The 23963-nt window shown below is 70.5% G+C and carries 29 protein-coding genes; 18 read left to right on the plus strand and 11 right to left on the minus strand.

Annotated features, from left to right (window positions below; genetic code table 11):
• Positions 1 to 152: 152 nt before the first annotated feature.
• The 4 genes from B0I32_RS58070 (at position 153) to B0I32_RS35715 (ending at position 1683) form a co-directional block, all read left to right on the plus strand.
• Positions 153 to 329, plus strand: coding sequence for a hypothetical protein (locus tag B0I32_RS58070; protein WP_181308141.1), 177 nt, complete (start codon positions 153 to 155; stop codon positions 327 to 329).
• Positions 330 to 375: 46 nt separating this feature from the next.
• A complete protein-coding gene (locus B0I32_RS58075; RefSeq protein ID WP_106247324.1) occupies positions 376 to 969 on the plus strand; it encodes a hypothetical protein in 594 nt (197 codons plus the stop codon).
• Positions 966 to 1280 (plus strand): hypothetical protein, encoded by a 315-nt coding sequence (locus B0I32_RS56785; protein ID WP_106247326.1) that lies wholly within the window; start codon positions 966 to 968, stop codon positions 1278 to 1280. Before B0I32_RS58075 ends, B0I32_RS56785 begins: the two co-directional genes overlap by 4 nt.
• Before the next feature lie 61 nt (positions 1281 to 1341).
• Positions 1342 to 1683: a VOC family protein gene (locus B0I32_RS35715; protein ID WP_181308192.1), complete on the plus strand. Its 342-nt coding sequence runs from the start codon at positions 1342 to 1344 to the stop codon at positions 1681 to 1683.
• A 38-nt stretch (positions 1684 to 1721) separates the two neighbouring features.
• Here B0I32_RS35715 and B0I32_RS35720 read toward each other — a convergent pair whose 3' ends face one another.
• On the minus strand, positions 1722 to 2192 hold the full coding sequence (locus B0I32_RS35720; protein ID WP_106247682.1) for a MarR family winged helix-turn-helix transcriptional regulator: 471 nt from the start codon (positions 2190 to 2192) through the stop codon (positions 1722 to 1724).
• An 88-nt stretch (positions 2193 to 2280) separates the two neighbouring features.
• Between B0I32_RS35720 and B0I32_RS35725 the strand changes: the two genes are divergently transcribed.
• The gene (locus B0I32_RS35725) at positions 2281 to 3594 is read left to right on the plus strand and encodes an amidohydrolase family protein (protein WP_219912177.1); all 1314 of its coding nucleotides are present in this window, start codon (positions 2281 to 2283) and stop codon (positions 3592 to 3594) included.
• Positions 3595 to 3734: 140 nt separating this feature from the next.
• Here B0I32_RS35725 and B0I32_RS35730 read toward each other — a convergent pair whose 3' ends face one another.
• Positions 3735 to 4232: a hypothetical protein gene (locus tag B0I32_RS35730; protein WP_146178437.1), complete on the minus strand. Its 498-nt coding sequence runs from the start codon at positions 4230 to 4232 to the stop codon at positions 3735 to 3737.
• A gap of 245 nt (positions 4233 to 4477) precedes the next feature.
• Here B0I32_RS35730 and B0I32_RS35735 point away from each other — a divergent pair, with 245 nt between their 5' ends.
• Positions 4478 to 4738 carry a DEAD/DEAH box helicase family protein gene (locus B0I32_RS35735; protein ID WP_106247331.1) on the plus strand — a complete coding sequence of 87 codons (261 nt, stop codon included), beginning with the start codon at positions 4478 to 4480 and terminating at the stop codon, positions 4736 to 4738.
• 162 nt (positions 4739 to 4900) lie between these two features.
• Complete coding sequence (locus B0I32_RS35740; RefSeq protein WP_106247685.1) at positions 4901 to 5545, plus strand: DNA alkylation repair protein; 645 nt, start codon at positions 4901 to 4903, stop codon at positions 5543 to 5545.
• A 12-nt stretch (positions 5546 to 5557) separates the two neighbouring features.
• On the opposite strand, the gene B0I32_RS35745 is transcribed toward B0I32_RS35740, so the two are convergent.
• Entirely contained in the window at positions 5558 to 6766 is a 1209-nt protein-coding gene (locus tag B0I32_RS35745; RefSeq protein WP_106247333.1) for a cytochrome P450, read from the minus strand.
• Positions 6767 to 6964: 198 nt separating this feature from the next.
• Between B0I32_RS35745 and B0I32_RS35750 the strand changes: the two genes are divergently transcribed.
• A complete protein-coding gene (locus B0I32_RS35750; protein WP_219912178.1) occupies positions 6965 to 7624 on the plus strand; it encodes a MarR family transcriptional regulator in 660 nt (219 codons plus the stop codon).
• Positions 7625 to 7705: 81 nt separating this feature from the next.
• On the opposite strand, the gene B0I32_RS35755 is transcribed toward B0I32_RS35750, so the two are convergent.
• Entirely contained in the window at positions 7706 to 8770 is a 1065-nt protein-coding gene (locus tag B0I32_RS35755; RefSeq protein WP_106247336.1) for a glycoside hydrolase family 113 protein, read from the minus strand.
• A gap of 119 nt (positions 8771 to 8889) precedes the next feature.
• Between B0I32_RS35755 and B0I32_RS35760 the strand changes: the two genes are divergently transcribed.
• The 3 genes from B0I32_RS35760 to B0I32_RS35770 are packed head-to-tail and all read left to right on the plus strand — an operon-like array spanning position 8890 to position 11155.
• Entirely contained in the window at positions 8890 to 9552 is a 663-nt protein-coding gene (locus B0I32_RS35760) for a TetR/AcrR family transcriptional regulator (protein ID WP_106247338.1), read from the plus strand.
• Complete coding sequence (locus B0I32_RS35765; RefSeq protein WP_219912179.1) at positions 9549 to 10139, plus strand: hypothetical protein; 591 nt, start codon at positions 9549 to 9551, stop codon at positions 10137 to 10139. The genes B0I32_RS35760 and B0I32_RS35765 overlap by 4 nt, the downstream gene beginning before the upstream one ends.
• Before the next feature lie 8 nt (positions 10140 to 10147).
• The gene (locus tag B0I32_RS35770; protein WP_106247688.1) at positions 10148 to 11155 is read left to right on the plus strand and encodes a TAXI family TRAP transporter solute-binding subunit; all 1008 of its coding nucleotides are present in this window, start codon (positions 10148 to 10150) and stop codon (positions 11153 to 11155) included.
• Positions 11156 to 11291: 136 nt separating this feature from the next.
• On the opposite strand, the gene B0I32_RS35775 is transcribed toward B0I32_RS35770, so the two are convergent.
• Together B0I32_RS35775 and B0I32_RS35780 are read right to left on the minus strand one after the other, a co-directional pair.
• Positions 11292 to 12719 carry a sensor histidine kinase gene (locus B0I32_RS35775; protein ID WP_106247339.1) on the minus strand — a complete coding sequence of 476 codons (1428 nt, stop codon included), beginning with the start codon at positions 12717 to 12719 and terminating at the stop codon, positions 11292 to 11294.
• Between the two features lie 6 nt (positions 12720 to 12725).
• On the minus strand, positions 12726 to 13409 hold the full coding sequence (locus tag B0I32_RS35780) for a response regulator transcription factor (RefSeq protein ID WP_106247341.1): 684 nt from the start codon (positions 13407 to 13409) through the stop codon (positions 12726 to 12728).
• A 171-nt stretch (positions 13410 to 13580) separates the two neighbouring features.
• Here B0I32_RS35780 and B0I32_RS35785 point away from each other — a divergent pair, with 171 nt between their 5' ends.
• From B0I32_RS35785 to B0I32_RS35795, 3 genes are read left to right on the plus strand one after another with little or no spacing between them, the layout of a single operon-like run.
• On the plus strand, positions 13581 to 14612 hold the full coding sequence (locus B0I32_RS35785; protein ID WP_181308145.1) for a tripartite tricarboxylate transporter substrate-binding protein: 1032 nt from the start codon (positions 13581 to 13583) through the stop codon (positions 14610 to 14612).
• Positions 14613 to 15074 carry a tripartite tricarboxylate transporter TctB family protein gene (locus B0I32_RS35790; RefSeq protein ID WP_106247342.1) on the plus strand — a complete coding sequence of 154 codons (462 nt, stop codon included), beginning with the start codon at positions 14613 to 14615 and terminating at the stop codon, positions 15072 to 15074.
• A gap of 20 nt (positions 15075 to 15094) precedes the next feature.
• Positions 15095 to 16600 (plus strand): tripartite tricarboxylate transporter permease, encoded by a 1506-nt coding sequence (locus B0I32_RS35795; protein WP_106247344.1) that lies wholly within the window; start codon positions 15095 to 15097, stop codon positions 16598 to 16600.
• Between the two features lie 3 nt (positions 16601 to 16603).
• Here the strand turns inward: B0I32_RS35795 and B0I32_RS35800 are convergent, their stop codons facing one another.
• Positions 16604 to 17389: a class I SAM-dependent methyltransferase gene (locus B0I32_RS35800; RefSeq protein ID WP_106247345.1), complete on the minus strand. Its 786-nt coding sequence runs from the start codon at positions 17387 to 17389 to the stop codon at positions 16604 to 16606.
• 476 nt (positions 17390 to 17865) lie between these two features.
• On the opposite strand from B0I32_RS35800, the gene B0I32_RS35805 reads away from it, so the two are divergent.
• The gene (locus B0I32_RS35805; RefSeq protein ID WP_245956223.1) at positions 17866 to 18747 is read left to right on the plus strand and encodes an alpha/beta hydrolase; all 882 of its coding nucleotides are present in this window, start codon (positions 17866 to 17868) and stop codon (positions 18745 to 18747) included.
• Between the two features lie 143 nt (positions 18748 to 18890).
• On the opposite strand, the gene B0I32_RS35810 is transcribed toward B0I32_RS35805, so the two are convergent.
• Positions 18891 to 19466 carry a TetR/AcrR family transcriptional regulator gene (locus tag B0I32_RS35810; RefSeq protein ID WP_106247347.1) on the minus strand — a complete coding sequence of 192 codons (576 nt, stop codon included), beginning with the start codon at positions 19464 to 19466 and terminating at the stop codon, positions 18891 to 18893.
• A 93-nt stretch (positions 19467 to 19559) separates the two neighbouring features.
• On the opposite strand from B0I32_RS35810, the gene B0I32_RS35815 reads away from it, so the two are divergent.
• The 3 genes from B0I32_RS35815 to B0I32_RS35825 all read left to right on the plus strand — a co-directional run bounded on the left by B0I32_RS35815 (position 19560) and on the right by B0I32_RS35825 (position 21552).
• Positions 19560 to 20192 carry an NAD(P)-dependent oxidoreductase gene (locus B0I32_RS35815; protein WP_106247348.1) on the plus strand — a complete coding sequence of 211 codons (633 nt, stop codon included), beginning with the start codon at positions 19560 to 19562 and terminating at the stop codon, positions 20190 to 20192.
• Between the two features lie 2 nt (positions 20193 to 20194).
• The gene (locus tag B0I32_RS35820) at positions 20195 to 21004 is read left to right on the plus strand and encodes an SGNH/GDSL hydrolase family protein (RefSeq protein WP_106247350.1); all 810 of its coding nucleotides are present in this window, start codon (positions 20195 to 20197) and stop codon (positions 21002 to 21004) included.
• A gap of 104 nt (positions 21005 to 21108) precedes the next feature.
• Positions 21109 to 21552 carry a protein-tyrosine phosphatase family protein gene (locus tag B0I32_RS35825; protein ID WP_106247351.1) on the plus strand — a complete coding sequence of 148 codons (444 nt, stop codon included), beginning with the start codon at positions 21109 to 21111 and terminating at the stop codon, positions 21550 to 21552.
• Between the two features lie 181 nt (positions 21553 to 21733).
• Here B0I32_RS35825 and B0I32_RS35830 read toward each other — a convergent pair whose 3' ends face one another.
• The 3 genes from B0I32_RS35830 to B0I32_RS35840 all read right to left on the minus strand — a co-directional run bounded on the left by B0I32_RS35830 (position 21734) and on the right by B0I32_RS35840 (position 23786).
• Positions 21734 to 22000, minus strand: coding sequence for a hypothetical protein (locus B0I32_RS35830; RefSeq protein ID WP_219912180.1), 267 nt, complete (start codon positions 21998 to 22000; stop codon positions 21734 to 21736).
• A gap of 11 nt (positions 22001 to 22011) precedes the next feature.
• Positions 22012 to 22350, minus strand: coding sequence for an ArsR/SmtB family transcription factor (locus B0I32_RS35835; protein WP_106247353.1), 339 nt, complete (start codon positions 22348 to 22350; stop codon positions 22012 to 22014).
• 86 nt (positions 22351 to 22436) lie between these two features.
• Positions 22437 to 23786 carry a hypothetical protein gene (locus B0I32_RS35840; RefSeq protein ID WP_106247354.1) on the minus strand — a complete coding sequence of 450 codons (1350 nt, stop codon included), beginning with the start codon at positions 23784 to 23786 and terminating at the stop codon, positions 22437 to 22439.
• Positions 23787 to 23963 lie beyond the last annotated feature (177 nt).

Consider the following 23963-nt stretch of genomic DNA (forward strand, 5'->3'; position numbering starts at 1 on the left):
GGTGAAGCCCATCGTTCCGGCTCGATCTTTACGACGTCAGTTGGGGTCGAGCCTGGGGCGGGCTGTCGTTGCCGTCGCGGGTGACAACTGTCATGTCGTACTTGTGACTGTGACGTCTATGCTGCTACGCGCTTCTGTACGAGGATCGGACCATGACGAACCGTAAGGACTCCTTCAATTGGAAGGCCGGCATGTGGCCGGGCATCGCGATGGGCGTGGCCCTGGGTGTCGCGCTGGACAGCTTCATCCTCGGTATGTCGATGGCCGTGAGTCTCGGAATCGCCCTCTCGTACGCGTTCGCGCCGAAGCAGGAGACCGGAGAAGAGTAGAAGCGGACAGCGGTATTCGCCGCCTGAACCGTGAGGGGGCCACTCCGTGAGCTCCGACATCATCTCTCTGGCTGTACGCAGGTTCGGGATCACCATCGATCGCGATGACGCCGAGCCGGCGGATGCACGTTCCGGTGCGGGTCTGCATTCGGCGCGGACGTTCGAGGGCCGGACGGCCTTTCTCAAGGTCACGCCGGCGAGCCTTGGCGTCGAGGCGTTGCACGGCGCCCGCCGCGAATTGCGCTTCTACACGGAACTGGCGGCCAAGGTGCCACTCCGCACACCGCCGTTGTTCGATTCACTGGAAACCGAGGCAGGGGTAGCCCTACTGCTGGCTCACGCCGGCGATCGCCTGCCTGCGCGGGAATGGACCGACCGCGCATGGTCGGAACTGGGACGAGATCTGGCCGCCATGCACGCCATGCCCGGACCGCTCGATGAGAGCTGGAATGGGCCGCAGCCTCTTCTGGCCGCCATGGCCGAACCCGCTACCCAGACGATCACCGAGTTCTGGGGTGCGGTGCTGCCCCAGTTGTCCCAGCTCCTCGCCGCCCGCGTGGAGCTACGTGCGGAGCTCGCAGCGCAGCCGGCGGTTTCGTGCACGGCGACTGTCATACCAGCAACATCGTTCATGATATGAGCGGGCTGGTCTTCTGCGACTGGCAGAGTGCGGGTATCGGCCGGGCCTCCTCCGATCTCGCTTTCGTCAATGTACGCGCAGTGCCGGACGGCGCCCTCGTTTCCCCCGCCGCGACAATCGCTTACCTGGACCGTTGCGGCGGAAGCCGCGCCGCGTTCGAGCGGGCGCTGTTGCTGGAAGAACTGGCGATATTCGTGTTCCAATGGCCGCCGTTCGCCGCCTACAACACCGCGCTCGGCATCTCTCGTGTGCACGATCGTGTGCGCTACCTGTCCGAAAGGTGGTTCACGATCACTCCCGGTTGGCGATGAGTTTCGGTCGCGGGAGACGTCTCCTCGATGAGGGCCAAATGAAAGGAGCGGATGCGTGGACATGCACAGCGTCGTGTGCGTACGGGATCGGGCGGTGTCGCTGAAATGGTACGAGGTGTTCTTCGGGCGGCCGGCGGACGAGGTCATCGGCGAGGAGTACCTGTGGCGGGTGGGTGAGAACGCTTATCTGGTCATCGACGATCGGGATGTGCGGGCCGCACGCGTCGGTGGCACCATGATCACGTTCGGTGTCACCGACCTTGATGAGATTCTGGCCCGGCTGGCCGCCCACGGCATTGAGCACGAGCCCGTGGAGACCTACTCCAATGGCGTGCGTCATGTGGAGGTTCTCGACCCGGACGGCAACAGCATGTCGCTCGCGGGCATCCCTCAGGTCGCGTAATGAATTGCCCGCTAAGTCCGTAAAACCTGGTGAAGTCCTCAGGGCGTCGGGTTGTCGCTGGGTGGGTCGATGCGGGTGATGAGGTGCTCGCTCCACTCGCGGATGGTCGCCGCCTGCTCCTGGGTGAGTGAGTCGAAAAAGTAGCGGCGGATGTTGCCGGCGTGGCCGCGTACGGCGTCCTGGACGACGCGGCGTCCCTGGGCGGTCAGGCCGATGCGGGTGCGGCGGCCGCTGGGGCCGCCTTCGGTTCGGGCTACGAAGCCGCGGTTCTCCATGCGGGTGAGCTGGTGTGAGACGCGGCTCTTCTCCCATTCGAGGGAATCGACGAGTTCCCCGACGCGCATCTCCCCGCCTGATGCCCGCGACAGCGTCACCAGCACGCTGAACTCCGCCTTCGAGATGCCGTGGTCACGTTGCAGGGCGCGGTCGAGTTCGCGGACGAGCAGGCGCTGCGCGCGCATCCAGGTGTCCCAGAAGTTCCACTCGTCGGGTTCCAGCGTCTCCGGCATGGCGGAATCGTACCTGGTGACGGGCAGTTGACGTGACAACTTCATCGACCTAAAGTTGATGCATCAACTTCAGTGGGAAGGAACGCGCATGGCCATGAGGACAGTGGTGCGTGGTGGCATGGTGATCAGTGTGGATCCGGAGGTGGGGGATCTGCCGCGGGGGGACGTGCTCATCGAGGACGGGCGGATCGCCGCGGTCGGTGCGAGCGTGGACGCGGCCGGCGCCGAGGTCGTGGATGCCACGGGCAAGATCGTGATGCCCGGGTTCGTGGACACCCATCGGCACACCTGGCAGACCGCGTTCCGCGGCGTCGGCGCGGATTGGACGTTCGACCAGTACCGCGTCGCCGTGCACGGCACGCTTCGGCCTCATTACCGGCCTGAGGACGTCTACCTGGGCAACCTGCTCGGGCGGATCGAGGCGCTGAGCTCGGGTGTCACGACGCTGCTCGACTGGTTCCACTGCTCCGACCGTCCCGAGAACGCCGACGCCGCGATCCAGGCGCTGCGCGAGGCGCCCGGCCGGTCGGTGTTCTGCTACGGGGCCATCGGGCCGGACATCGCACCGGAGATCAAGCGCGTACGGGCACAACTGCCGGACGACGGCATGGCGCTGGGTCTGCGCGGGCCGCAACTGAGCACCATCGACGAGACCGCCGCCGATGTCGCACTCGCGCGCGAGCTCGGGCTGCGGGTGAGTGTGCATGTGCACGGCGGCACCGGCCGGCCCAGCGGCCGCCGCCCGGTCGCCGACATGTGTGAACGCGGGCTGCTCGACGACCGTACGACCTTCGTGCACGGCAACGGCCTGTCCGACGAGCAGGTGGCGATGCTGGCCGACGCGGGCTGTTCGGTGTCGATCAGCCCGGACGTCGAGCTGAAGATGGGCATCGGCTGGCCGGAGACCGGACGCATGCTGGCCGCCGGGATCCGCCCGTCGTTCTCGATCGACGACTGCCCGTCCGCGGGGGGTGACATGTTCGCCACCATGCGGACGGCCTTGGCCGTGCAGCGTGGCCTGGACATCGGCCACACCCCGGTGCATGGCGGCTTGACGGCGCGGGACGTCGTCAGTTTCGCCACGGTGGACGGTGCGCGGGCGTGCGGGCTGGACGCGAGGACCGGCAGCATCACCGTCGGCAAGGACGCCGACCTGATCCTGCTCGACGCCGAGGACCCTTCCGTCTTCCCTGTCGGCAACCCCCTGGGCACGGTCGTCGCCGCCGGTCATCCGGGCCTGGTGGACAGCGTCTTCGTCGCGGGTGAAGCGGTCAAACGGGACGGGCGGCTGCTCGGCGTCGACCTGCCGGCGCTGCGCGCACGGCTCCTGGAGTCGCGCGAACGCATCGCCGCGGCGGCCGGCGTCCCGGTCGACGGATCATGGGTGCCCGAGGCGCGGTGAACGGCCGGTGCTGCAACCCGTGCGGTGTGCGGTGTCATGCGCGAGCGCGAGGGAGCGGGTGCGGGTAGCGGGCGACTCTCTCCTCGCAGCGGGCCTTGGGCGGGTGGTCTCAGGCCACCCGCCCGGGCCCTCAGGACCACTCAGTTGTACGGGTTGTCGTAGGTGAAGGACTTGGTCCGGCTGTTGTACGTCTGGCCTGGATAGAACCAGCCACCCGTCACGTACACAGTGATGTTGGTGATGGTAGAGGGGTGGGTGTACTCACCGTCGTGGTGGTACAGCGACAACTGGCACCCGGCCGGAGCGGGCGACGTGCTCGTCTGGCCTGGATAGAACGTGCTGCTGCCGTTGACGGAGACGTAGAGGTTCGGCTTGGGATAGGCCCCGCTGCCCCAGCACAGCCGGAGCGCGTACCTGAACTTCGTGTTCCCGTCGTCGAACGCGACCGTGCCGGTCACCTGGGCGAGCATGAGCGGCGGGCCGGCGTTCGAGGTCACCGTGATGGAAACGGGCTGGTCCGGACCGTAAGTGGCGTGGGCGGGGGTGACGGGCATCAGGATCGCCGCGAGGGTGGCGATGACGATGGCGACAGAGCCGGCCGCGCGACGTGCTGGCGAACGTGTCAATTCCAACCTCATCTCTTCAATGATGTCGGTGGAGCCCGCCCGGAGAGTACGGTCGAGGGCCCAGGCCGTCCAGAGAAGCGGTCGGGGGCGGCTGATTCGGCCCGGCGTTAAGGGCTGCGAAGGAACCAGGGGCAGCGGGGCGAGGTCTGCTCACCAGGCCGGGGGCCGGACCCGCGGAGCCATATTGCCGACGCGAATGTTGAAAGTTTCATCGTCGCGCGCGCCCGGCGGACGTGGGCTGAGGGCAGACTTCGAGGATGGTGAAGATCCTGATCACGGGGATGTCGGGCACCGGCAAGTCCACGGCGTCGGAGATGCTGGCCACCAGGGGGCATCGCGCCGTCGATACGGACACCGACCGGTGGAGCCGCTGGGAGACCCTGCCCGACGGGACGGCCGACTGGGTGTGGCAGGAGCCGGCCATCAGCGAGCTGCTCACCGAACACCGTGGAGGCGGCGACGTGCACGGTGGAGATCGACACGTCCGTACCGATCGACGAGGTCGTCCGGCGGCTTGAGGGGCTGGCGGGGGTGGTGTCGTGACGAGCAGGCAGGTCGTCAGTACGGCAGCACGGCGGGCTCCGTCGTAGGCTGCCAGCACGGGACGGAACGGCAAGGAGGCTGACGTGGCTCAGACGACGGTGGCCAAGACGGCGCCCCAGACGACGGTGGCCGAGGTCATGGCCGAGCTGGCCGGGCTCGAAGACGCTCAGGCGCGTGAGGTGAACGAGCGGCACGGCGACGATCACGGCGTCAACCTCGGCAAGCTCCGCGCCGTCGCCAAGCGCCTGAAGACGCAGCACGAGCTCGCCTGCCGCCTCTGGGAGACGGACGACACCGCGGCCAGGCTGCTGGCGCTGCTCATCTGCCGCCCGAAGGCGTTCTCGCTGGCCGAGCTGGACGCCATGATCCGTGAGACGCGCGCGCCCAAGGTGCACGACTGGCTGGTCAACTACGTGGTGAAGAAGAGCCCGCACGCCGAGGAGCTGCGGGTGGCCTGGTTCGCCGATCCCGATCCGGTGGTGGCGAGTGCCGGCTGGGCGCTGACCATCGAGCGGGTGGCCAAGAAGCCCGAGGGCCTCGACCTGCCCGCGCTGCTCGACGTCATCGAGGCGGAGATGCGGGACGCCCCGGATCGCCTGCAGTGGGCGATGAACCACTGTCTGGCCCAGATCGGCATCGACCACGCCCAGCACCGCGCCCGTGCCCTCGACATCGGCGAGCGCCTGGAGGTGCTCAAGGACTATCCGACGTCCCCGGGATGCACGTCTCCGTTCGCGCCGACCTGGATCAACGAGATCGTCCGCAGGCAGCAGGCCGGGTGAAAGGCCGCGAGATCAGGCGTCCCAGGTGACGGGGAGGCTCTTGAGCCCGTAGATGTCGGCGGTCTCCGGGCGTACGGCGACCTCTTCCGCGGGTACGGCCAGCCGCAGGCCGGGGAAGCGGTTGAGCAGCGCGGGGAAGGCGACCCGCAGCTCGACGCGGGCCAGCTGCTGGCCCAGGCACTGGTGGATGCCGTGGCCGAAGGCCAGGTGGCCGCCGTCCCGCCGGCCGAGGTCGAGCACGTGCGGGTCGGTGAAGCGCTCGGGGTCACGGTTGGCGGTGTTGTACGACAGGATGAGCGTCGTACCGGCCTTGACGCTCTGCCCGCCCAGCTCGACGTCCTCCAGCGTCACCCTGGTGAACGTCTTGGCCACGCTCAGATAGCGCAGCAGCTCCTCCACCGCCGGTTCGGTCAGCGCGGGATCGGCGCGCAGCGCGGCCAGCTGCTCCGGGTTGCGCAGCAGCGCGAAGGTGCCCAGGGCCAGCATGTTCGCGGTGGTGTCGAATCCGGCCGACAGCAGGATCAGCGCCATCCCGCGCAGCTCCTCGTCGGTGAGGTCGCTGTCGAGCAGGTCGCTGAGCACGTCGTCGGTGGGGTTGGCGCGCTTGGCGGCGACCAGCTCGGCGAGGTACTGCTGAGTGGCGAGGTAGGCCGCGTACAGCTCCTCGTCGGTCGCCTCCCCGCCGAGGAACATGTCGATGTTCTCCTGGAAGGAGCCTCTGTCCTCGTACGGAACTCCGAGCAGCTCGCAGATGACGACCGCGGGGATGGGCTTGGCGAACGCGGTGACCAGGTCCGCCGGCGGCCCGGCCTGCTCCATCGCGTCCAGGTGCGCGGCGGTGATCTGCTCCACGCGCTCGGTGAGCAGCCGCATCCGCCGTACGGTGAACTTGCCCACCAGCGGCTTGCGGTAGCGGCTGTGCCGGGGCTCGTCCATCAGCAGGAACTCGCCGGGCGGCGCCGGGGGGACCTCGATGTCGCCGTAGTCGATCAGCGGGTGGTGGCGCATGAGCTCCTTGCGCGAGCTGAACCTGGGGTCGGCCAGCACCGATCGGACCAGGTCGTAGCCGGTGACCAGCCAGCCCTCGTGTCCGCCGGGGAAGAGGTAACGGCTGATCGGGCCGTGCTCGCGGGCCTGGAGCAGTTCCTTGGGCGGGTCGAAGGGGCAGCCGGGCGGACGCGCGGTCGGCAGTGCCGGCGCGGTGTGGACGGTTTCGCTCATGCCTGGTCCTGCTTTCGCGATAGTACGTGTTCGGCTCAGCATGAAAGCTACGTTGCATTCGGAACAACGTCAATCGACCAAAGGCTGTTTGCCCAGCTAAAAGCCGATAAATCGGTGCAATGACGCTGTGCGCGAACGCAATGTAGCGTTGCAATGACTGCTGGCGAAGGCAATACTGGCGGCATGCCAGGAGGACGGTTGACCCAGCGCGAACGCCAGCACATCGCGGCCGGCCTGACCGGCGGGCTCTCCTACGCCGAGATCGCCCGGCGGCTCGCCCGGCCGACGTCCACGGTCAGCCGGGAGGTCGCACGCAACGGCGGCCCCGGCGGCTACCGGCCCCAGCAGGCACATCAGGCGACGGTCCGGCGAGCCCGGCGGGGCACGCCGGCGCCTCCGCGCGGGGACGGATCGCCGGGCAGCGCGTTGGAGGCGGAGATCCTGGACCTGGCGGTCAGGACGGGGCTGCCGAAACTGACCGCACGCGTCCACCTCGACCTGCTGCTGGCCGAGGACGGCAGACGCACCGCGGCCGAGCTGACCAGCAGGCTCAAGGTCAGCCCCGCGTCCGTGTCGGTGGCCGTCAACTACCTGGTCGAGCAGGGGTACGTCCGGCGCGAGCGCGACCCGCGGCGGCGCCGCGACATCTACGTGGTCGACGACGAGGCCTGGTACCGGTCGGTGGTGATCGGCGCCCGGCAGACCCTGGAGACGGTACGGGCCGCGCTGGCGGCGAAGGAGACGTTCGGCCCCGACAGCGCCGTGGGGCGGCGGCTGACGAAGGGCGGGCTGTTCCTGGAACGGGTCTGCCTCGACATGCTGGAGTCGGCCGAGCGCTCACGGCACCTCCTGGCGTGAGGTTCCGCTCCTGCAACGATTCGGTCGTCCGGCGAGCCTGACCGGGGTCACCGATGGTGCGGCCACGGCCGCTGACTCTGACTAAGAGGACGGCGCGGGTTCGCCCGTTCGGGTGCCGGCGTAATAGGCGGCGACCGCGGCGAACGCCTCCTTGGGCTCCCAGGGCATGCCGGGATAGGTGACGCCGGTGCGTCCCGGTTCGAGGACCTTGACGATCCCGATGCTGGCCAGGTCGAGGTCGTCGCGGGGGTCGCCGTCGGGGCGGTGCGGGTAGGTGTAGAGGGCGAAGAGGTAGAGGAAGGCGCTGTCGACCCCCTCGCCGTCGAAGATGTCGAGCAGTTCGACCAGGTACGCGGCCTGCCCGGCCTCGTCGCGCTCGTACACGCCGTCGATGCGGGTGACGCCGGTGGCCTCGTCGTGGCGGGTGATCTCCATGCTGCGCGGGGCGACGTCGGGGGCCCCGCGCCAGGTCGCGCAGGCGAAGCCGGTGATCGCGACGGGCTTGTCCTGCGCGGTGACGATGTCGCGTACGCCGCTGCGGAACCGGTCGGCGACCTCGGCGGAGCGGATGAGTTCGAGCGTGACGAAGTCGAACAGGTCCCAGTCGACCTGCTCGAACTGGATGGCGGCGTACGTCACCTTCCCGTGGAAGCGCTCACGTACGGAAGGCACGACCTCGCGGAAGAAGGCGTTGAGCCGGGTGCTGACGGCGGCGAGCCGTTCCGGCCTGCGGTCCGGGTCGGCCAGCAGATGGCCGAGCCGCTCGGCGATGGTGTCGCCGTCGATGAACCCCCGGTTCATGATGCTCAGCTCGACGCCGGCCACGAACACGACCTCCGCCCCTTCGGCCCTGAGCCGCTCGGCCCGCTCCGCGCAGTCGTCGAACAGCGTGCGGATCTCGCCGGGCGTCAGCTCCAGCGAGTACGGCGAGAACCAGACCTCCAGCCCGAGCCGGGCGGCGTGGCGCGCGGCGATCTCCAGCCGGTCGGGGTCGCCGCCGACGATGTGGACCGCGTCGCAGTGCAGGTCGTCGCGGATGATGGTCAGCTCCCGCAGGACCGTCTCGGGGTCGAAGGGCTCGCGGGAGCTGGGCTGACCGGGAGCGCTGATGAAGCCGGTGTCGTAGGCGATGCCCTTGGCTCGCATGGGGGATCAGGTCCTTTCGTAGGAGACGAGGGCTCGACCGTACCGCTAAAACATGCGTACGCGCAAAATTGCGTGTGCGCATATTGCGCGGAGGTAGGCGATCCTGGAAGGGTGGTGGGGTGAGTACACGCCGTCCGGGCCTGCGGGAGCGGAAGAAACAGGCCACAAGGGAGGCGCTCCGGGTCGCCGCCCTGCGGCTCGCGCTGGAGCAGGGGCCGGAGAACGTCCGCGTCGACGACATCGCCGAGGCCGCGGGGGTGTCCCCGAGGACGTACAACAACTACTTCTCCAGCCGCGAGCAGGCGATCGTCGCGGCGGTCACCGCGGACAGGGAGTCACGCATCGCCGCGGCCGTGACCGCCCGTCCGGCCGGCGTCCGCCTGTCCGACGCCGTGATCGACGCCGTCGTCGAGCAGTTCACGGATCCGGGCGACGAGGCGCGTGACGCGCTGCTGATGATCACGGCCAGCCCGGCCCTGCGCGAGACCTACGCCGCGACCGCGGGCTCGCTGGCCGGGCCGCTCGCGGAGGCGCTGGTCGAGCGTACGGGCGGCATGGACCGGCTCGCCGCCGAGGTGCTGGCCGCCTGCGTCGGCACGGCGGCCAAGCTCGCGCTCCAGTCCTGGCTGTCGTCGGCGGGCGCGTCGGCGGGCGGGCTGGTGGTGTTGTCCGGCTCGCTGCCCGACCTGATGCGGGCGGCCTTGTCACCGCTCGCCCCGGCGCTCGACGCCGCCGCCCCTGCGAGTCCGGTCCTCGAACAGAGCGGTGATGACCAGAGATGAACAAGATCGGTCCGCTGGTGCTCGCCGGGGTGTTCCTGCTGGTGGCGGCGTGTGGGGGTCAAGAGCCTGTGCGCGTACGGGCGACGCCCGCGCCGACCACGCCCGCGCCGGCCACCTCCGCGCCGCCTGCCACTGTGGGGCTGCGCAAGAGTGACATCCGCTGGAACGGCGAAGGGGATCCGTACAACGCCATGGCCGAGCTGGCCGACGGGCGGCGGGTGGCCATGCACTATCGGCGCGGCAAAGGGCTGTTCGAGCAGCACTCCAGCGGCCCGACCGGCACCTGGACGCGACCGCGCCTCATCTACGGCACGAAGACCGAGGCGTGTCAGGGCATCGAGCTCCGGGCCTTCGGAAAGACCGTCGCGGCCATCGCGGACTTCGGCCATTACTGCTCGGACGGCGAGCCACCGATGGAGTCCATCGCCGCCGTGGGCGTGGGGGACCTGCGTACGTGGGCGCACCACCTGACGCGGAGCTTCGACGGCTGGGAGCGGATCTCGGCGGGCGACGGCGGAAATCAGATCACCTTCAGGCGCGGATCGTCCGTGTTGCGGTGGAGCAGGACCGGCGGGTTCACGAAGTGAGCACGAAGATGCCCGTCCCTCAGGCAGGCGGAGCGAGCGCGAAGGCGCTCGTCCGCAAGGCCGGCGGAGGGTTACGGCTCAGCCGGCGGGTGGTGCTGCTGGCCGCCGGGGGCGTGCTCGCGGGCTGCTCCGCCCGGCGCTCCGACGCCGGCCGCACCCACTTACGGCTGGCCACCGGACCGGCGGGCGCGGTGTACCGGCGGATCGGCGGGGCGCTGGCCGAGCACATCTCCGAGCAGGTGCCCGGCGTCACGGTGGTCACCGTGCCGAGCGGGGCGTCCACCGACAACATCCAGCTGTTACGGGCGGGGGCGGTGCACCTGGGCCTGACCAGCCTCGACGCCCTGATCACGGCCGACGGCAGCACGCCGGGCGGGCTCTCGGCGATCTGCCGCCTGTACGACAGCCACCTGCACCTGGTCGTCATGGCCGGTTCGCGGATCAGGAAGTTCCGTGACCTGCACGGCAAACGCATCTCCCTCGGCGCCCGCGACTCGGGCACGGAGTTCACCTCGCTGCGGCTGCTGCGGCTCGGCCGGGTGGAGACGGACGGCCGCTACCTCAGCCAGGCCGAGTCGGCGGCGGCACTGCGCGACGGCACGATCGACGCGATGTTCTCCCTGACCGGAGTCCCGACGCCCGCCATCACCGAGTTGGCGCAGCGGCACGCGATCCGGCTGATCCCGATGGACGAGCAGGCGGACGGGCTGTTCACGGCGTTCCCCGGCCCGTACGCGCCCGCCATGATCCCGGCGACCGCCTACGCCGGCGTCCCCGCGACCCGGACCGTGGCGGTGCCTAACGTGCTGCTCGCCCGCGACGATCTGCCCGCCGACCTGGTGTACGCCATCACCGACACGGTCTTCACGCACACCCGCACCATCACCTCGGCCAGCCGCGACGCGGCCGAGGCCATTCCCGTGGCGTGGCAGATCAACGTACGCACCGGGATCGCCACCGCCTCGGCTCCGCTGCATCCTGGCGCGGCCGCCTGGTTCAAAGAACGCAAACGCTGAACGCCATCGCCGAACGCAAACGCTGAACACCGCGTCGTACGCGAACGCTGAACACCGCGTCGTACGCGAACGCTGAGGTCGGCTCGCCTACAAGACACGATCGGCGAGCGCGACCACGTCCAGCCCACGAGCGCGATCAGCTCGTCTCGCTCACGACCGGCAACGCGACCACCGCGGCGAAGCCGTGCCCCTCCCCGCCCGCCCGCGGCAGGCCGTCCTCCAGCCGCAGCTCACCCCCCGCCGCCCCCACCAGATCGGCGCAGATCGCCAGCCCCAGCCCGGTCCCCGGCACGTTCTGATGCCGCGGCGACCGCCAGAACCGCCGCAGCGCCTGAGCCCGTTCCGACACGTCGATCCCCTGCCCGTCGTCACGGACGGCGATCTCGACGGCTCCACCGGCGCCCGCCCCGACGGAGGCGGCCACGCGGGCGCTGACCTCAACCAGCCGGGCGTCCGACAATCGCAACGCGTTGCTGATCAGCTCGTCCAGGATGCTGCCCAGCCCGCCGGGCGGCTCCAGCAGCCGCAGCCCGGCCGGCACCTCGACGGTCAAGGTCTGCCCGGCCGTCGCCGTCAGCGCCCGCCACCGCTCCACCCGGGTCGCCAGCACCGCGTCCAGGTCGACGGGCGACGCCGTTCTGATGCTCTCCATCCGGGCGCTGGCCTGCAACGAGTTCAGCATCCGCTGCATCGCCTTGAGCTCGTCCACGGCGACGTCGTACACCTGACGCCCTTCGCCGTTCTCCCGCAGGTGCGGCTCCAGGCTCTCGACGGCCAGCCGGAGGCTGGTCAGCGGGTTGCGCAGCTGGTGCGAGGCGTCCGAGACGAACGCCCGCTGCCGCTGCACGGCGTTCTCGACCGCGTCCATCATGGTGTTGAACGACTCCGCCAGCCGCCGCAGCTCGACCGGGCCCGCCTCGGCGTCGGCCCGGGTGGTGAGGTCGCCCTGGGAGATGCGCGAGCTCGCCGCGTCCAGCTCGCGCACCGGCCGCAGCACCCACGCCGACACCGGCCAGGCCACGGCCGTCAGCGCGACCAGGGGGAGCAGGCCGAGCGCGGCGAGCTGGGCCCACCGCACGAGGATGCCCTGCCGGGTCTTCGACAGATCGGAGATGGTCACGACGGCGCCGACGACCTCGCTGTCGCGACCCACCGGCTCGGCGACCACGAGCGCGGAGTCGTCCCACGGCGCCCAGTCGCCGGACGGCTCCGGTCTCGTCCCGGCCAGCGCCGCGGTCACGATGCGCGGCAGCGCGGGCTCGTTCCTGGCCGCCTTCTGGTATGCGCCCACAGGGCCGATCAGCACCGTGCCCGAGGTGTCGATGACCGCGACCGGGATGCCGTAGAGCTCGTGGTAGCGGGCCAGCTCCCGGTGCAGCGCCTCGGTCCTGCCGGTGGAGAGTGCGGTCTCGGCCAGGGAGGCGAATCTGCCGACGTCGTTGAGCCGGTCGACGTACGTCTCCTGGATCTCCCGCTCGGCCACGCTGACGCTGAGCGGCACCCCGAGCGCGGCGACGAGCAGCACCGCGAGGGGCACGAGGACGACCAGCAGGCGACGATGCACGGGAGGTCAGCCGATCAGCTCCGGATGGTCGGCCAGGAGCCGATATCCGACCCCGTGGATCGTGCGGATGATGACGGCGGGCCCGAGTTTGTGGCGTAACGCGGCGATGTGGGTGTCGAGGGTACGGCTGGAGGACTCCCAGGTCGCGCCCCAGATCTGGTCGAGGATGACGTCGCGGCTCACCACGTTGGGCGCCCGGCGGGCCAGCAGCAGGAGCAGCTCGAACTCCTTGCGGGTCAGCGTCACCGGCGTGTCCTCGACGGTGACCTCGCGGGTGCCGACGCCGATCCGCATCGGGCCGAGGACGAGCGGCTCGTCGGGGTGGCTCAGGGCGCGGGCCACCCGGGTGCGCCGCAGCACGGCGTCGATCCTGGCCAGCAGCTCGGGGATGCCGAACGGCTTGACGATGTAGTCGTCGGCGCCGGCGCGCAGGCCGCGGACCCGTTCGTGCTCCTCGGAGCGGGCGGTCACGGCGATGACGGCGGTCTCGGGGCGGTCGCGGAGCTTGCGGATCACGTCGAGCCCGTCGCCGTCGGGCAGGCCCAGGTCGACGAGGACCACGTCGGACGGTGCGGCGCGGACCGCCTCGGCCGCGGTGGCCAGGCGATGCACCTCGAAACCCGCCTGAGCCAGGACCGTGACCAGGCCCCGCGCCACGCGGTCGTCATCCTCGATGATGGTGATCCGCATACCGGATTGTACGACCGGCGTCCCTACCGGCGTCACCCCCCGAGTTCTTGGGATTTCTCTGACATCAGGCGCATTCCTTGGGATTCCTCTGACACCATCCGCGCTCCCGCCATTCGAGACTGAGTCGGCGCACTCATCGAAATATGCGCATGTGCGACGAGGAGACGCGACATGAAGACGTTCCGCACGTACAGGACCGCCACGCGGATGATCACCGCGATCGGTGTGGTCACGCTCGTCGCGGCCTGCTCCGGCAACGGCGGCACGGGCGGGGGCACGACGGCCGCGGCCGGCGCCGGCTACCCGGAGCAGAACATCACGATCGTCGTGCCGTTCAGCGCGGGCGGCCCCACCGACACCGTCACCCGCCTGATCGCCACACCCATGGCGGCCAAGCTCGGCGGCAAGATCGTCGTGCAGAACGTCGAGGGCGCCGGCGGCACGGTCGGCGCCGGCGAGGTCTCGCGGGCGGAGGCCGACGGCTACACCGTGCTCATGCACCACATCGGCATGTCGACGGCGCCCGCGCTCTACCAGAACCTCGGCTACCAGCCGGTCGAGAGCTTCGAGACGATCGGCCTGGTCACCGAGGTGCCGATGACGATCGTGGCCCGCAAGGACTTCGAGCCCAAGACCCTGCAAGAGCTGGTCACCTACGTGAAGGCCAACTCCGGCAAGGTCACCCTCGCCAACGCCGGCATTGGCGCCGCCTCCCACCTGTGCGGCCTGCTCTTCCAGAGCGCCACCGGCGTCAAACTGCAGGAGGTCCCGTACGAGGGCACCGGCCCCGCGCTGACCGACCTCGTCGGCGGCCAGGTCGACTTCATGTGCGACCAGACCACCAACACCAGCGGCCAGATCACGGCGGGCGAGGTGAAGGCGTACGCGGTCACCACGCCTGAGCGGGTGAAGAGTCTGCCCGACCTGCCCACCACCACCGAGGGCGGGCTGCCCGACCTCAAGGTCAGCGTCTGGCACGGCCTCTACGCGCCGAAGGGCACGCCGAAGGAGGTCGTGCAGAAGCTGTCCGAGGCGCTGCAGGCGGCCCTGGTCGACCAGAAGGTCATCGACCAGATGGCCAAGCTCGGCACCGCCCCGGTCCCGGCCGCGGACGCGACGCCGCAGGCGCACCTGACCAAGCTCCAGGAGCAGCTCGGCACCTGGGCGAAGGTCATCGCCGACGCCGGCGTGAAGGCCTCCTGAGTGGAGCGCCGCCGCTCTCTTCCCGACGTCCTCGCCGGGGGGATCTTCATCCTGATCGGTGGCGCGTTCGTGGCGGGGGCGCTCGGCTACGAGCTGGGCACCCCGCTGCGGATGGGCCCCGGAGCCTTCCCGCTGCTCGTCGGCCTGATCGTGGCCGGGCTGGGCCTCGCCATCGTGGTCAAGGGCCTCGTCGCCGGCGAGGTGATCGCGTTCGGTCCGGTCCCGTGGCGGGCGGTCGCCGTCATCACGGTCGCGGTCCTGTTCTTCGGCTTCACCGTACGCGGCCTCGGGTTCGTGCCGACCTCGGCGGTGACGGCCCTGCTCACCACGCTGGCCAGCACGCGCGTACGGCCGCTCATGGCCGTGGCCGTGGCGGCCGGGCTGACCGCGGCCAGCACGCTCATCTTCGTCGTCGGACTCCAGCTGCGGATCCCGCTCGTGGGCCCGTGGCTGGGATTCTGACGCGGCTTCCGGATTGAGGCATGGAACTCCTCGACAACCTCGCCCTGGGCTTCTCCACCGCCCTCCTGGTCCAGAACGTCCTCTACTGCTTCGTGGGAGTGCTGCTCGGCACGGCGGTCGGCGTACTGCCCGGCATCGGTCCGACGGCGACGGTGGCGATGCTGCTGCCGATCACGTTCAGCTTCGAGCCGGTCACCGCGCTGATCATGCTGGCCGGCATCTACTACGGCGCCCAGTACGGCGGCTCGACGACCGCCATCCTGATCAACCTGCCCGGTGAGTCGTCGGCGGCGGTCACCGCGCTCGACGGGCACGAGATGGCGAGGCAGGGCCGGGCCGGCGCGGCGCTGGCCGCCGCCGCGGTCGGGTCCTTCATCGCGGGCACGATCGCCACCGTCGCGCTCGCCGTCGCCGCGCCGCCGCTGGCCCGCGTCGCGCTGCAGTTCGGCCCGGCCGAGTACTTCGCGCTGGTGCTGCTCGGACTGATCGTGTCGATCGCGCTGGCCCGCGGCACGGCGCTCAAGGCGCTGGCCATGATCGCGCTCGGCGTCCTGCTCGGCACCGTCGGCCAGGACATCTACACCGGCACCCCGCGCTTCGTGTTCGACCAGCGCGAACTGTACGGCGGCATCGACTTCGTCTCCGTCGCCGTCGGCATGTTCGGGCTGGCCGAGATCCTGCGCAACCTGGAGAACGAGCAGACCCGCACGGCGGTCATCGGCAGGGTGAAGAACCTCTGGCCGACCCGCGAGGACCGGCGCAGGATCGTCGGCCCCATCCTGCGCGGCACCGGACTCGGCGCCGCGCTCGGCGTCCTGCCCGGCGGCGGCCACGTGCTGGCCTCGTTCACCTCGTACGCGGTCGAGAAGCGGATCTCGAAGCGGCGGGAGGAGTTCGGCAGCGGCGCGATCGAAGGCGTGGCCGGCCCCGAGTCGGCGAACAACGCCGCCGCGCAGACTTCATTCATCCCGCTGCTCACTCTGGGCCTGCCCGCCCATCCGGTGATGGCGCTGATGGTCGGCGCGTTCATCGTGCACGGCATCACCCCGGGACCGAACGTCATCACCGACGAGCCCGCGCTGTTCTGGGGGCTGATCGCGTCGATGTGGATCGGGAACGTGCTGCTCGTGCTGCTGAACCTGCCGCTGATCGGCATCTGGGTGCGCATGCTGCACATTCCGTACCAGGTGCTGTTCCCGATGATCATCCTGTTCGCGTCGATCGGCACGTACTCGCTGGGCTTCAACGCCTACGACGTCTACGCGATCGTCTTCTTCGGGCTCCTCGGGTACGTCCTGATCAAGTGCGGCTGCGAGCCGGCGCCGCTGCTGCTCGGCTTCGTCCTCGGGCCGCTGCTGGAGGAGAACCTGCGCCGGGCGCTGATCATCTCCCGCGGCGACGCGTCGGTCTTCCTGACCCGGCCGATCTCCGCGGTGCTCCTGGCCCTGACCGTGGCGGCGCTCGTCGTCGCCGTGCTGCCCGCGATCCGGCGGCGGCGCGAGGTCGTGTTCACCGAGGAGGAGTAGTGCTCAACGCCGCCAGACGAACTCCAGCCACGGTGGAGCCACCGCCATGAAGTGGTGCCAGGTCCCCGGCTCCGCCTCGGCGTCGCCGTCGTCGACCTCGGCCAGGAAACGCAGCGTGAAGCCCTCGGCGACCAGGCCGTTGACGATGCGGCTCAGCGTCTGCCGGTATTCGCGGGGCCGCTGGACGGCCCGGCCGCCCGGCTCGCGCTCGTAGACCCAGTCCTGGTCGGGGTAGCTCGTCTCGGCGCCGTCCTCGTAGGGCTGGTCGAGTGTGTAGCCGGCGCCGTTCCAGGCGTGGTGGGTGAGCCCGGAGTAGAACGGGTTGGCGCACATCAGGTAGTAGTCGCCGCCCGCCGCGACGACACCGGCCACCTCGCGGAACACGACCCGCGCGTCGGGGACGAAGGTCAGCGAGTACGGATGCCAGACCAGGTCGAACGAGGAGCCGCGGAGGGCCGACAGATCCCGCATGTCCCCCTGGACCGTGCGGATGCCGACGCCGTAGTGGTCGGCCGCCTGACGGTCGCGCTCCAACTGCCCCGAGGAGATGTCGAAGACGGTCACGTCCGCGCCGAGCAGGGCGAACGCCGCGGACTGCTGGCCGCCGCCGCTCGCCAGGCAGAGCACCCTGCGGCCCGCCACGTCACCGGGCAGGCCGAGCCGTTCGAGGCCGAGGTAGCCGCGGGCGCTGTCCTGGTCCAGGTCGAGCATGGGCCTGGTGAACAGGGCGTCCGCCTCGACCAGGGCCTGCCAGCGCTCTTCGTTGTAGCGATAGACACCGTCCCGCATGGCGGTCAGCGTAGCGATCTTCCTGGTACGTCGTCGAGGGCGCGGTTGACACCGGGGGCGGGCGCGGCTTCAATGGCGGGGCGTGTCGTGTGACGCCGATCGGGAGGACGTCGGCGGGTGGGCGGCACCGGTACCAAGGGGATGATCATCGTGGACTCACACGTCACAGGTCGCGCCTAGGCGCTCAGCGCCCGCGCGTCATCCCCGGATGACCTGCCCTTGGCGGCTCACCGATCAGGTCGGTGCTCGCCGTCCGGGCGATGACGACGCACCGTTCCGGCTCTGACCGCGCTTTTCGCGGTCGCCGGCTTCTTCGCCGCGTTTCGACGGTGTCCGGCTGTTCTACCCGCGCTTGGCGGTGTCCAGCTGTTCCACCGCGTCTTCGCGGTTCATCTCAGCGTGCCCATGCCCGTGTACCTGCGTGCCCGTGTACCGGCGTGCCCTGCTTGCCTCGGGCGATCGAAAAGGACCTCCTCATGAACCTGAACCTCACCCACATCCCCGCAAACCAACACGAAGCGGACGGCGTCCGTGCCCAGATGGGCCGGCTGTTCACCGACCCGCCGTCGCTCGACGGCGACGCGAGCCTCGACCCCGTGCTGCCGGAGACCGGCGGCGTGCCCGGCGCCTGGGTCACGGCCGGCGGCCGCACCCTGGAGGACGGCGTCACTCTGTACGTGCACGGCGGCGGCTTCTCCATGAGCAACCCGCCGATGGAACGGATCATGGCCCACCGCCTGTCCAAGGCCACCGGCCGGCCGGTCTACGCTGTGGACTACCGCCTGGCGCCCGCGCATCCGTACCCGGCCGCGATCGAGGACGTGCTGGCCGCGTACCGAGCCCTGCTCGCCCAAGGGGTGCCGGCCGGCCGGATCCTGCTGGTCGGCGAGTCGGCCGGCGCCACGCTGGTCCTGTCGGCCCTGCTGCTGGTCGCCGCCGCCGGGGACCCCATGCCCGGCGGAGCCGTTCCCGTCTCCCCGATCACCGACCTCGCGGCCTCGTTCCCCGCGCCGGGCGAGGGCGGCGGGCGCGACTCGATCGACCCGTCCATCATGGAGCCGATCACCACCCAGTACCTGGCCGGCGCCCGCCCCGACGAGGCGCCGCAGTCCCCCCTCTACGGCGACCTGCGCGGGCTCGCGCCGCTCCTGTTGTCGGTCGGGGGCGACGAGATCCTGCTCAAGGACGTGCACCGCTTCGCCGAGGCGGCGTCGGCGGCGGGCACACCGGTGGACCTCGACGTGTACGAGGGGATGCCGCACGCCTTCCACGCGGCCGTACTGGTCGCCGAGGACGAGCACCTCCCCACGACCACGACCTTCCTGAACCGGCTGGCCGCGTGGGCAGGGCGGCACTGACGTACGGACTCTGCCGCTTTCTCATCAGGACGCCCACTCCGGACTTGAATGAGCCGTGCTGGGGCTCACGGCCGAGTTCGGCATCTTCCGCCGCAACCGGCGCCGGGCCGGCCGTACCCGCTGACAGGCCGGCCCGGCTCGGCTCAGTCGGTCAGTGATTCGAGGAGCGTGCGGGCGAACGAGGCGGCCGCCTCGCCGTCGTCGTCGTGCCCGGGCGCCGACATGTGGCTCAGGAAGGCGTGCTGGAAGCAGGCTCCGAGCAGCAGTCCCGCCGCCGCCGTCACGTCCGCGTCCCGCCGCACCCGCCCGGCTTTCTGCTGGGCCCGCAGGTAGGCGGCCACTGCCTGGTTGGCCATGTGCGGGCCCGCGCCCTGCCGCCGCAGCTCCTCCTTGTGCGCGGCCAGCGTGCCGGGGTCGGCGAAGATCGAGGCCAGCATGGGGAATCCGGTCCGGTAGAAGTCGATGGCCGCTCTGGCTGCGGCGGTGAGGTCGTCCAGCAGGCTGTTGTCGCCCTTGAGCGCCTGGGCCAGCTGGGTGAAGCCGGGTGAGCGCTCCCTGATGACGGCCACGAGCAGGTCGGCCTTGTTGGTGAAGTGCTTGTAGAGCGCCGCCTCGGTGAACCCGGCGGCGCCGGCGATCTGCCTGGTCGTCACATTGGCCAGGCCCCGCTCCGCCATCACCTCGGCCGCCGCGTCGAGAATCACGTCTCTGGTGCCCATCACGCGCCCTTTCCCGCTTCCTGCTTGACGTGGTTAGTAAACGCTCACTATCGTCTCGGCTTGTTAGCAAGCGTTTACTCACCTGGAGTCTAAGTGAAGATCACTGTCTTCGGCGCCACCGGCGGCACGGGACGACACCTCGTGCAGCAGGCCCTCACCGCCGGCCACCACGTCACCGCAGTCGTACGCGACCCCGCCCGCCTGACCGGTCCTCGCCACTCCGGGCTCACCCTCGTGACCGCAGACGTCATGCGGCCCGAGGCCATTGAATCGGCGCTGAGCGGCAGCGACGCCGTGGTCTCCGCTCTCGGACCGCGCGGCCGGGACGCCGGGAACGTGTGTGCAGCCGGAGCGCGGTCGATCATCGCCGCGATGCGCGCCACGGGCACGAGTCGCCTGGTCGTCGTGACCGCCAGTGGGCATGTCGTCGACGCGGGCGACGGCTTCGCGAGCCGCGTGCTGGTCAAGCCACTGCTGCGCCGCTTCCTGCGGACGGGGTTCGCCGACTTCGCGCGTACCGACGAGGAGGTCCGCGCCAGTGGTCTGGACTGGACGATCATGCGGCCGCCACGCCTCACCGACGGCAGGCGGCGCGCTTACCGCACCGCCGTCGACCTGAACGTCCGGGGCGGCGTCACCATCGCCAGGGCCGACCTCGCCCACGCCGTGCTCGAAGCCATCGACGACCCGGCCACCGTCGGCCACTGCGTCTCCCTGGGGTACTGATCATGAAGCGAGCCGTCCTCATCGCCGTCTCCCTTCTGCTCGCCGTCACCCTGGGGGCTGCCGGGCTCGTGGGCTACCGCACCTTTCTCCGCCCGCCGGACAATCCGCCCGCCGAGGCGTGCGCCAAGGGGCCGGGGGCGCGTCCGCGCGTGGTGGCGGCCGGGGCCAGCATGACGCAGGGCGCGCTCGGCGCGGACTGGGTGGGAGCGCTGCGTGCCGCGCTTCCCGCGTACGAGTTCGTCAATGCGGGCGTCAACGGCGACACCGCCGCCGACCTGGCGCGGCGCGTCGGCACCGACATCGTGGCCTGCCGCCCGGCCGCCGTCACGCTCCTCGTCGGCACCAACGACGTACGCAATGCGGTTCCCGTGGAGCAGTACCGCGACACCCTCGGCGAGATCGTCACCCGCGTCAGGACCGCCACCGGCGCCCGCGTCGCCCTCATGTCCCTCCCTCCACTGGGCGAGGACCAGGACACCGAGATCAACCGCCGGCTCACCCGCTACAACACCGCCGTCAAGGAGGTCGCCGAGCAGACCGGGGCCGACTACCTGCCCCTGCACGAGCGGCTGACCGACCTGCTGCGGCAGGACGGCGGCCCGCTCACGGCCTACGACTTCGGCTTTCCACTCGCCTTCTGGGTCGCGGCCCAGCACCACCTGCTCGGGCGCGGCTGGGACGACATCGCCCACACGGGCGGCCGGCGCATCCTCGTGGACCACGTCCACCTCACCGACACAGGCGGCGCCGTCGTCACCGACCTGACCACGCGCTGGCTCCCCGAAGCCGTTCCGCTGTCCGCCCGGGGCTGACCGGGTACGGCCCGCTGTCCGCCCTGGGATGAACAGGGCGGTTCGCTGTCCGCCCTGGGATGAACGGGCGGGGTCGTGCCGTGCGGGCGGGTCAGCCTCGGGGCATGACGTGGGAGCCCGCTGCCGAGGGAGTGCTGAGGTTGCCCTCGGGTCGTCTCGTCCGGGGCAGAGGTCTGCGGCACCCGCTGCCGCCGGGGCCGCAGCCGGCCTTCGCCCTCTACCTGCTGGGCAAGCCGCCGCCACCGGTCGAGTGGGAGCATCGGTGGTTACGCTGGCCCGACTTCTGGCTGCCCTCCGACCGCGCGGCCACCGCCGAGGCGCTGCGCGAGGCGTGGGAGCGGGCCGGGTCCGAGCGCGTCGAGGTCGCCTGCGGCGGCGGGCGTGGCCGCACCGGCACCGCCTTGGCCTGTCTGGCCGTGCTCGACGGCGTGCCGGCGGATCAGGCGGTGGCCTACGTCCGCGAGCACTACGCGAAACAGGCCGTCGAGACCCCCTGGCAGCGCCGCTTCGTATCCCGCTTCAACGCGAGCATGCCCGACCGCCCCTGACCGCGCAGCAACCCCTGACCGCCCAACCGGCCCTGAGCGCCCAGCCACCCTGACCGCCCAGCCACCCTGATCACCGAGCGGCCGTGTCCCGGGGTGGTGCTGACCCGAGAGGCCGTGGCCACCGAGCGGTTCTCAATCGGCCGGTGCTCGACCGGCCATCTGCGGAGGACTCCGCCCCGTGTCACTCCACCGTGCGTAAGATCTGCTCGATCGTGGCGGTGCGGGCGCGTAGTTCCGCCAGGTCGGCGGCCACTCGCTGCTGGGCGTCCATGGTGTTCTCGGCCAACTGCTCGAAGCGCTGGACGAGCCGGCGCAGGTCGTCCGCCTGGTCGGCCTGGAGTCTGGACTTGCGGGACTCGAACAGGCCCACGATGACCACGCTGATGAGGAAGGTGACGAGGATCAGCACACCGAGAAAGAAGATCACCTCGGGCCAGGCCATGGGCATCGGAAGGGCTCCTAGCGTCCGGGACCCTCGGCGGGGTCGGGGGTGGTGAGTGTCTTGGCCGCCTCGGCCAGCGTCGACGCGGTCAGGTGCAAGCTGAAGTCGGTGACCTGGTAGTACTTCATGGCCTTGCCGTCGTCCGACAGCTCCAGGTTGCCGGCGATCAGGCCGGCGGCCTCCAGCCGGCGCAGGTGCATGTGCAGGAGCGGGCGGCTGATGCCGATCACGCGGGCCAGGTGGCTCACGTAGTCGCGCCCGGCGGCCAGTTGCGCGACGATGCGCAGTCGCAGCGGGTTGGACAGCGCCGCCAGCATCTCGACCAGGTCGTCACCCGTCGGCCCGGCCTGCGTCATAGCTTCCCATCACGTGTAAGTGCGCTGTTACAGGTGCAACGGTAACACCGGCCGCCGGGCGCCTGCCAGCACGCGCGGACAGGTGGCTAGGCGACCTGGGCCGGTTCTCGCTGTTCGGCGGGCTGCGCACGTCGTGCGAAGAACGGGGTACGGGTGCCGGCGAAGGTCAGTCCCACCGCCAGGCACACCAGCGGGATCGCCGGGATCACGTACCGCACGTCGAACGCGGCCAGGAACGGCGGCGAGACGACCAGGGCGAGCGCGGCGACCCCGGGCAGGAGCGCGTCCCATCGCCGCCGCAGCGGCGCGGCCACGAGGGCCCCGACCAGGGCCAGCACGAGCAGCGGGAACGGCACGTACCCGAACCGCTGGTACGCCCGCAGCCACCCGGCGAACGGCTCCACCACCCGCGTCGCGGCCGGCCCGGCCTCGTACGACTCGGCCACGCCGCGTACGGACTCGCTGATGGGACGCTCGGAGGCCGGCAGCTTGTACGGCGTCTTCTCGTCGACGGCCGTCCGCTCCCAGCGCAGCAGCTGGGTGAGATCCGTCGCGACGGCCCCGAGGTAGCCCCCGGGCTGGGCGAGGATGGCCTGCCTGGCGAACTCGCCGGCCAGCTGGTTGCGGTTGGCCGCCCCCGGCACCTTGAGTAGCGGCGAGAAGCTCTCCCACAGCCAGTGCGGTGGATAGGGCCGCTGCGCCACGGGCATGTCGGGGCAGAGCACGGCCAGCCGTTCCGGCGGCTTGATCACCGCGCAGTCGGCGAAGCTCATGGTCCTGGACCACAGGAAGTTGCCGTCGGCCTCGGTCAGGCCGAACTTGCCCTTCTCCACCTTCATCCAGGTGGCGTACGCGCCCAGCGGAATCGCCCCGGCGACGAGCAGCGCCACCAGGGGGCGCCAGCCGTACCGCCTGATCAGCAGGTAGGCGGCGGTCAGGATGAGCAGCGGCAGGCCGACCGTCCTGGTGATCCCGGCCAGGCCGAGCAGCAGCCCGCCCACGGCCGCCGTCGTCGGCGAGACGCGCCAGACGATGAGCCCGATGGCCGCCGTGACGAGCACGATGAAGACGGCGTCGGCCATGATCATGTGTTCGAGCAGCAGGAGGAACTCGTCGTAGAGCAGCGGCGTGACCAGCAGCGCCGCGCCCCAGCCCGGCAGGCCGCGGCGGCGCAGCAGCGCGTACACCCCGACCGCGAGCGCCAGCCCGAGCAGGTGCTGCAGGACCGTGACCAGGCTGAGGCTGTGCGCGGGCCGCAGCACGGCGAGGAGCAGGGAGTAGCCGGACGGTCTCGTCGTGCCGGGCGTCAGCTCCTCGCGCAGGAACGCGAAGGAGTCGCCGTAGAAGAGGATGGCGGGAGGGAAGCCGAGCACGGCCAGCACCCGCAGCCCGATCGCCGGCAACATGGCGATGACGAGTGCGCGATGGGCCAGCATGGATCCGCTTCCTCCGTGTGTCCGAGCCACCACAATAGTGGACATCCCGCTCAGGTAATCGGGCGTTTCATCGTGCCCCCGTGGCCGCCGGGTGGCAGGCCGCGCGCAATCGCGGCGCGGAGCTTGTCGGACGCCATTTCCGAATGTCATTCTGGAATTACCGTCGTCGCCCCCGGA

It is taken from the genome of Nonomuraea fuscirosea (genome assembly GCF_003001935.1).
GTDB classification, from domain to species: domain Bacteria; phylum Actinomycetota; class Actinomycetes; order Streptosporangiales; family Streptosporangiaceae; genus Nonomuraea; species Nonomuraea fuscirosea.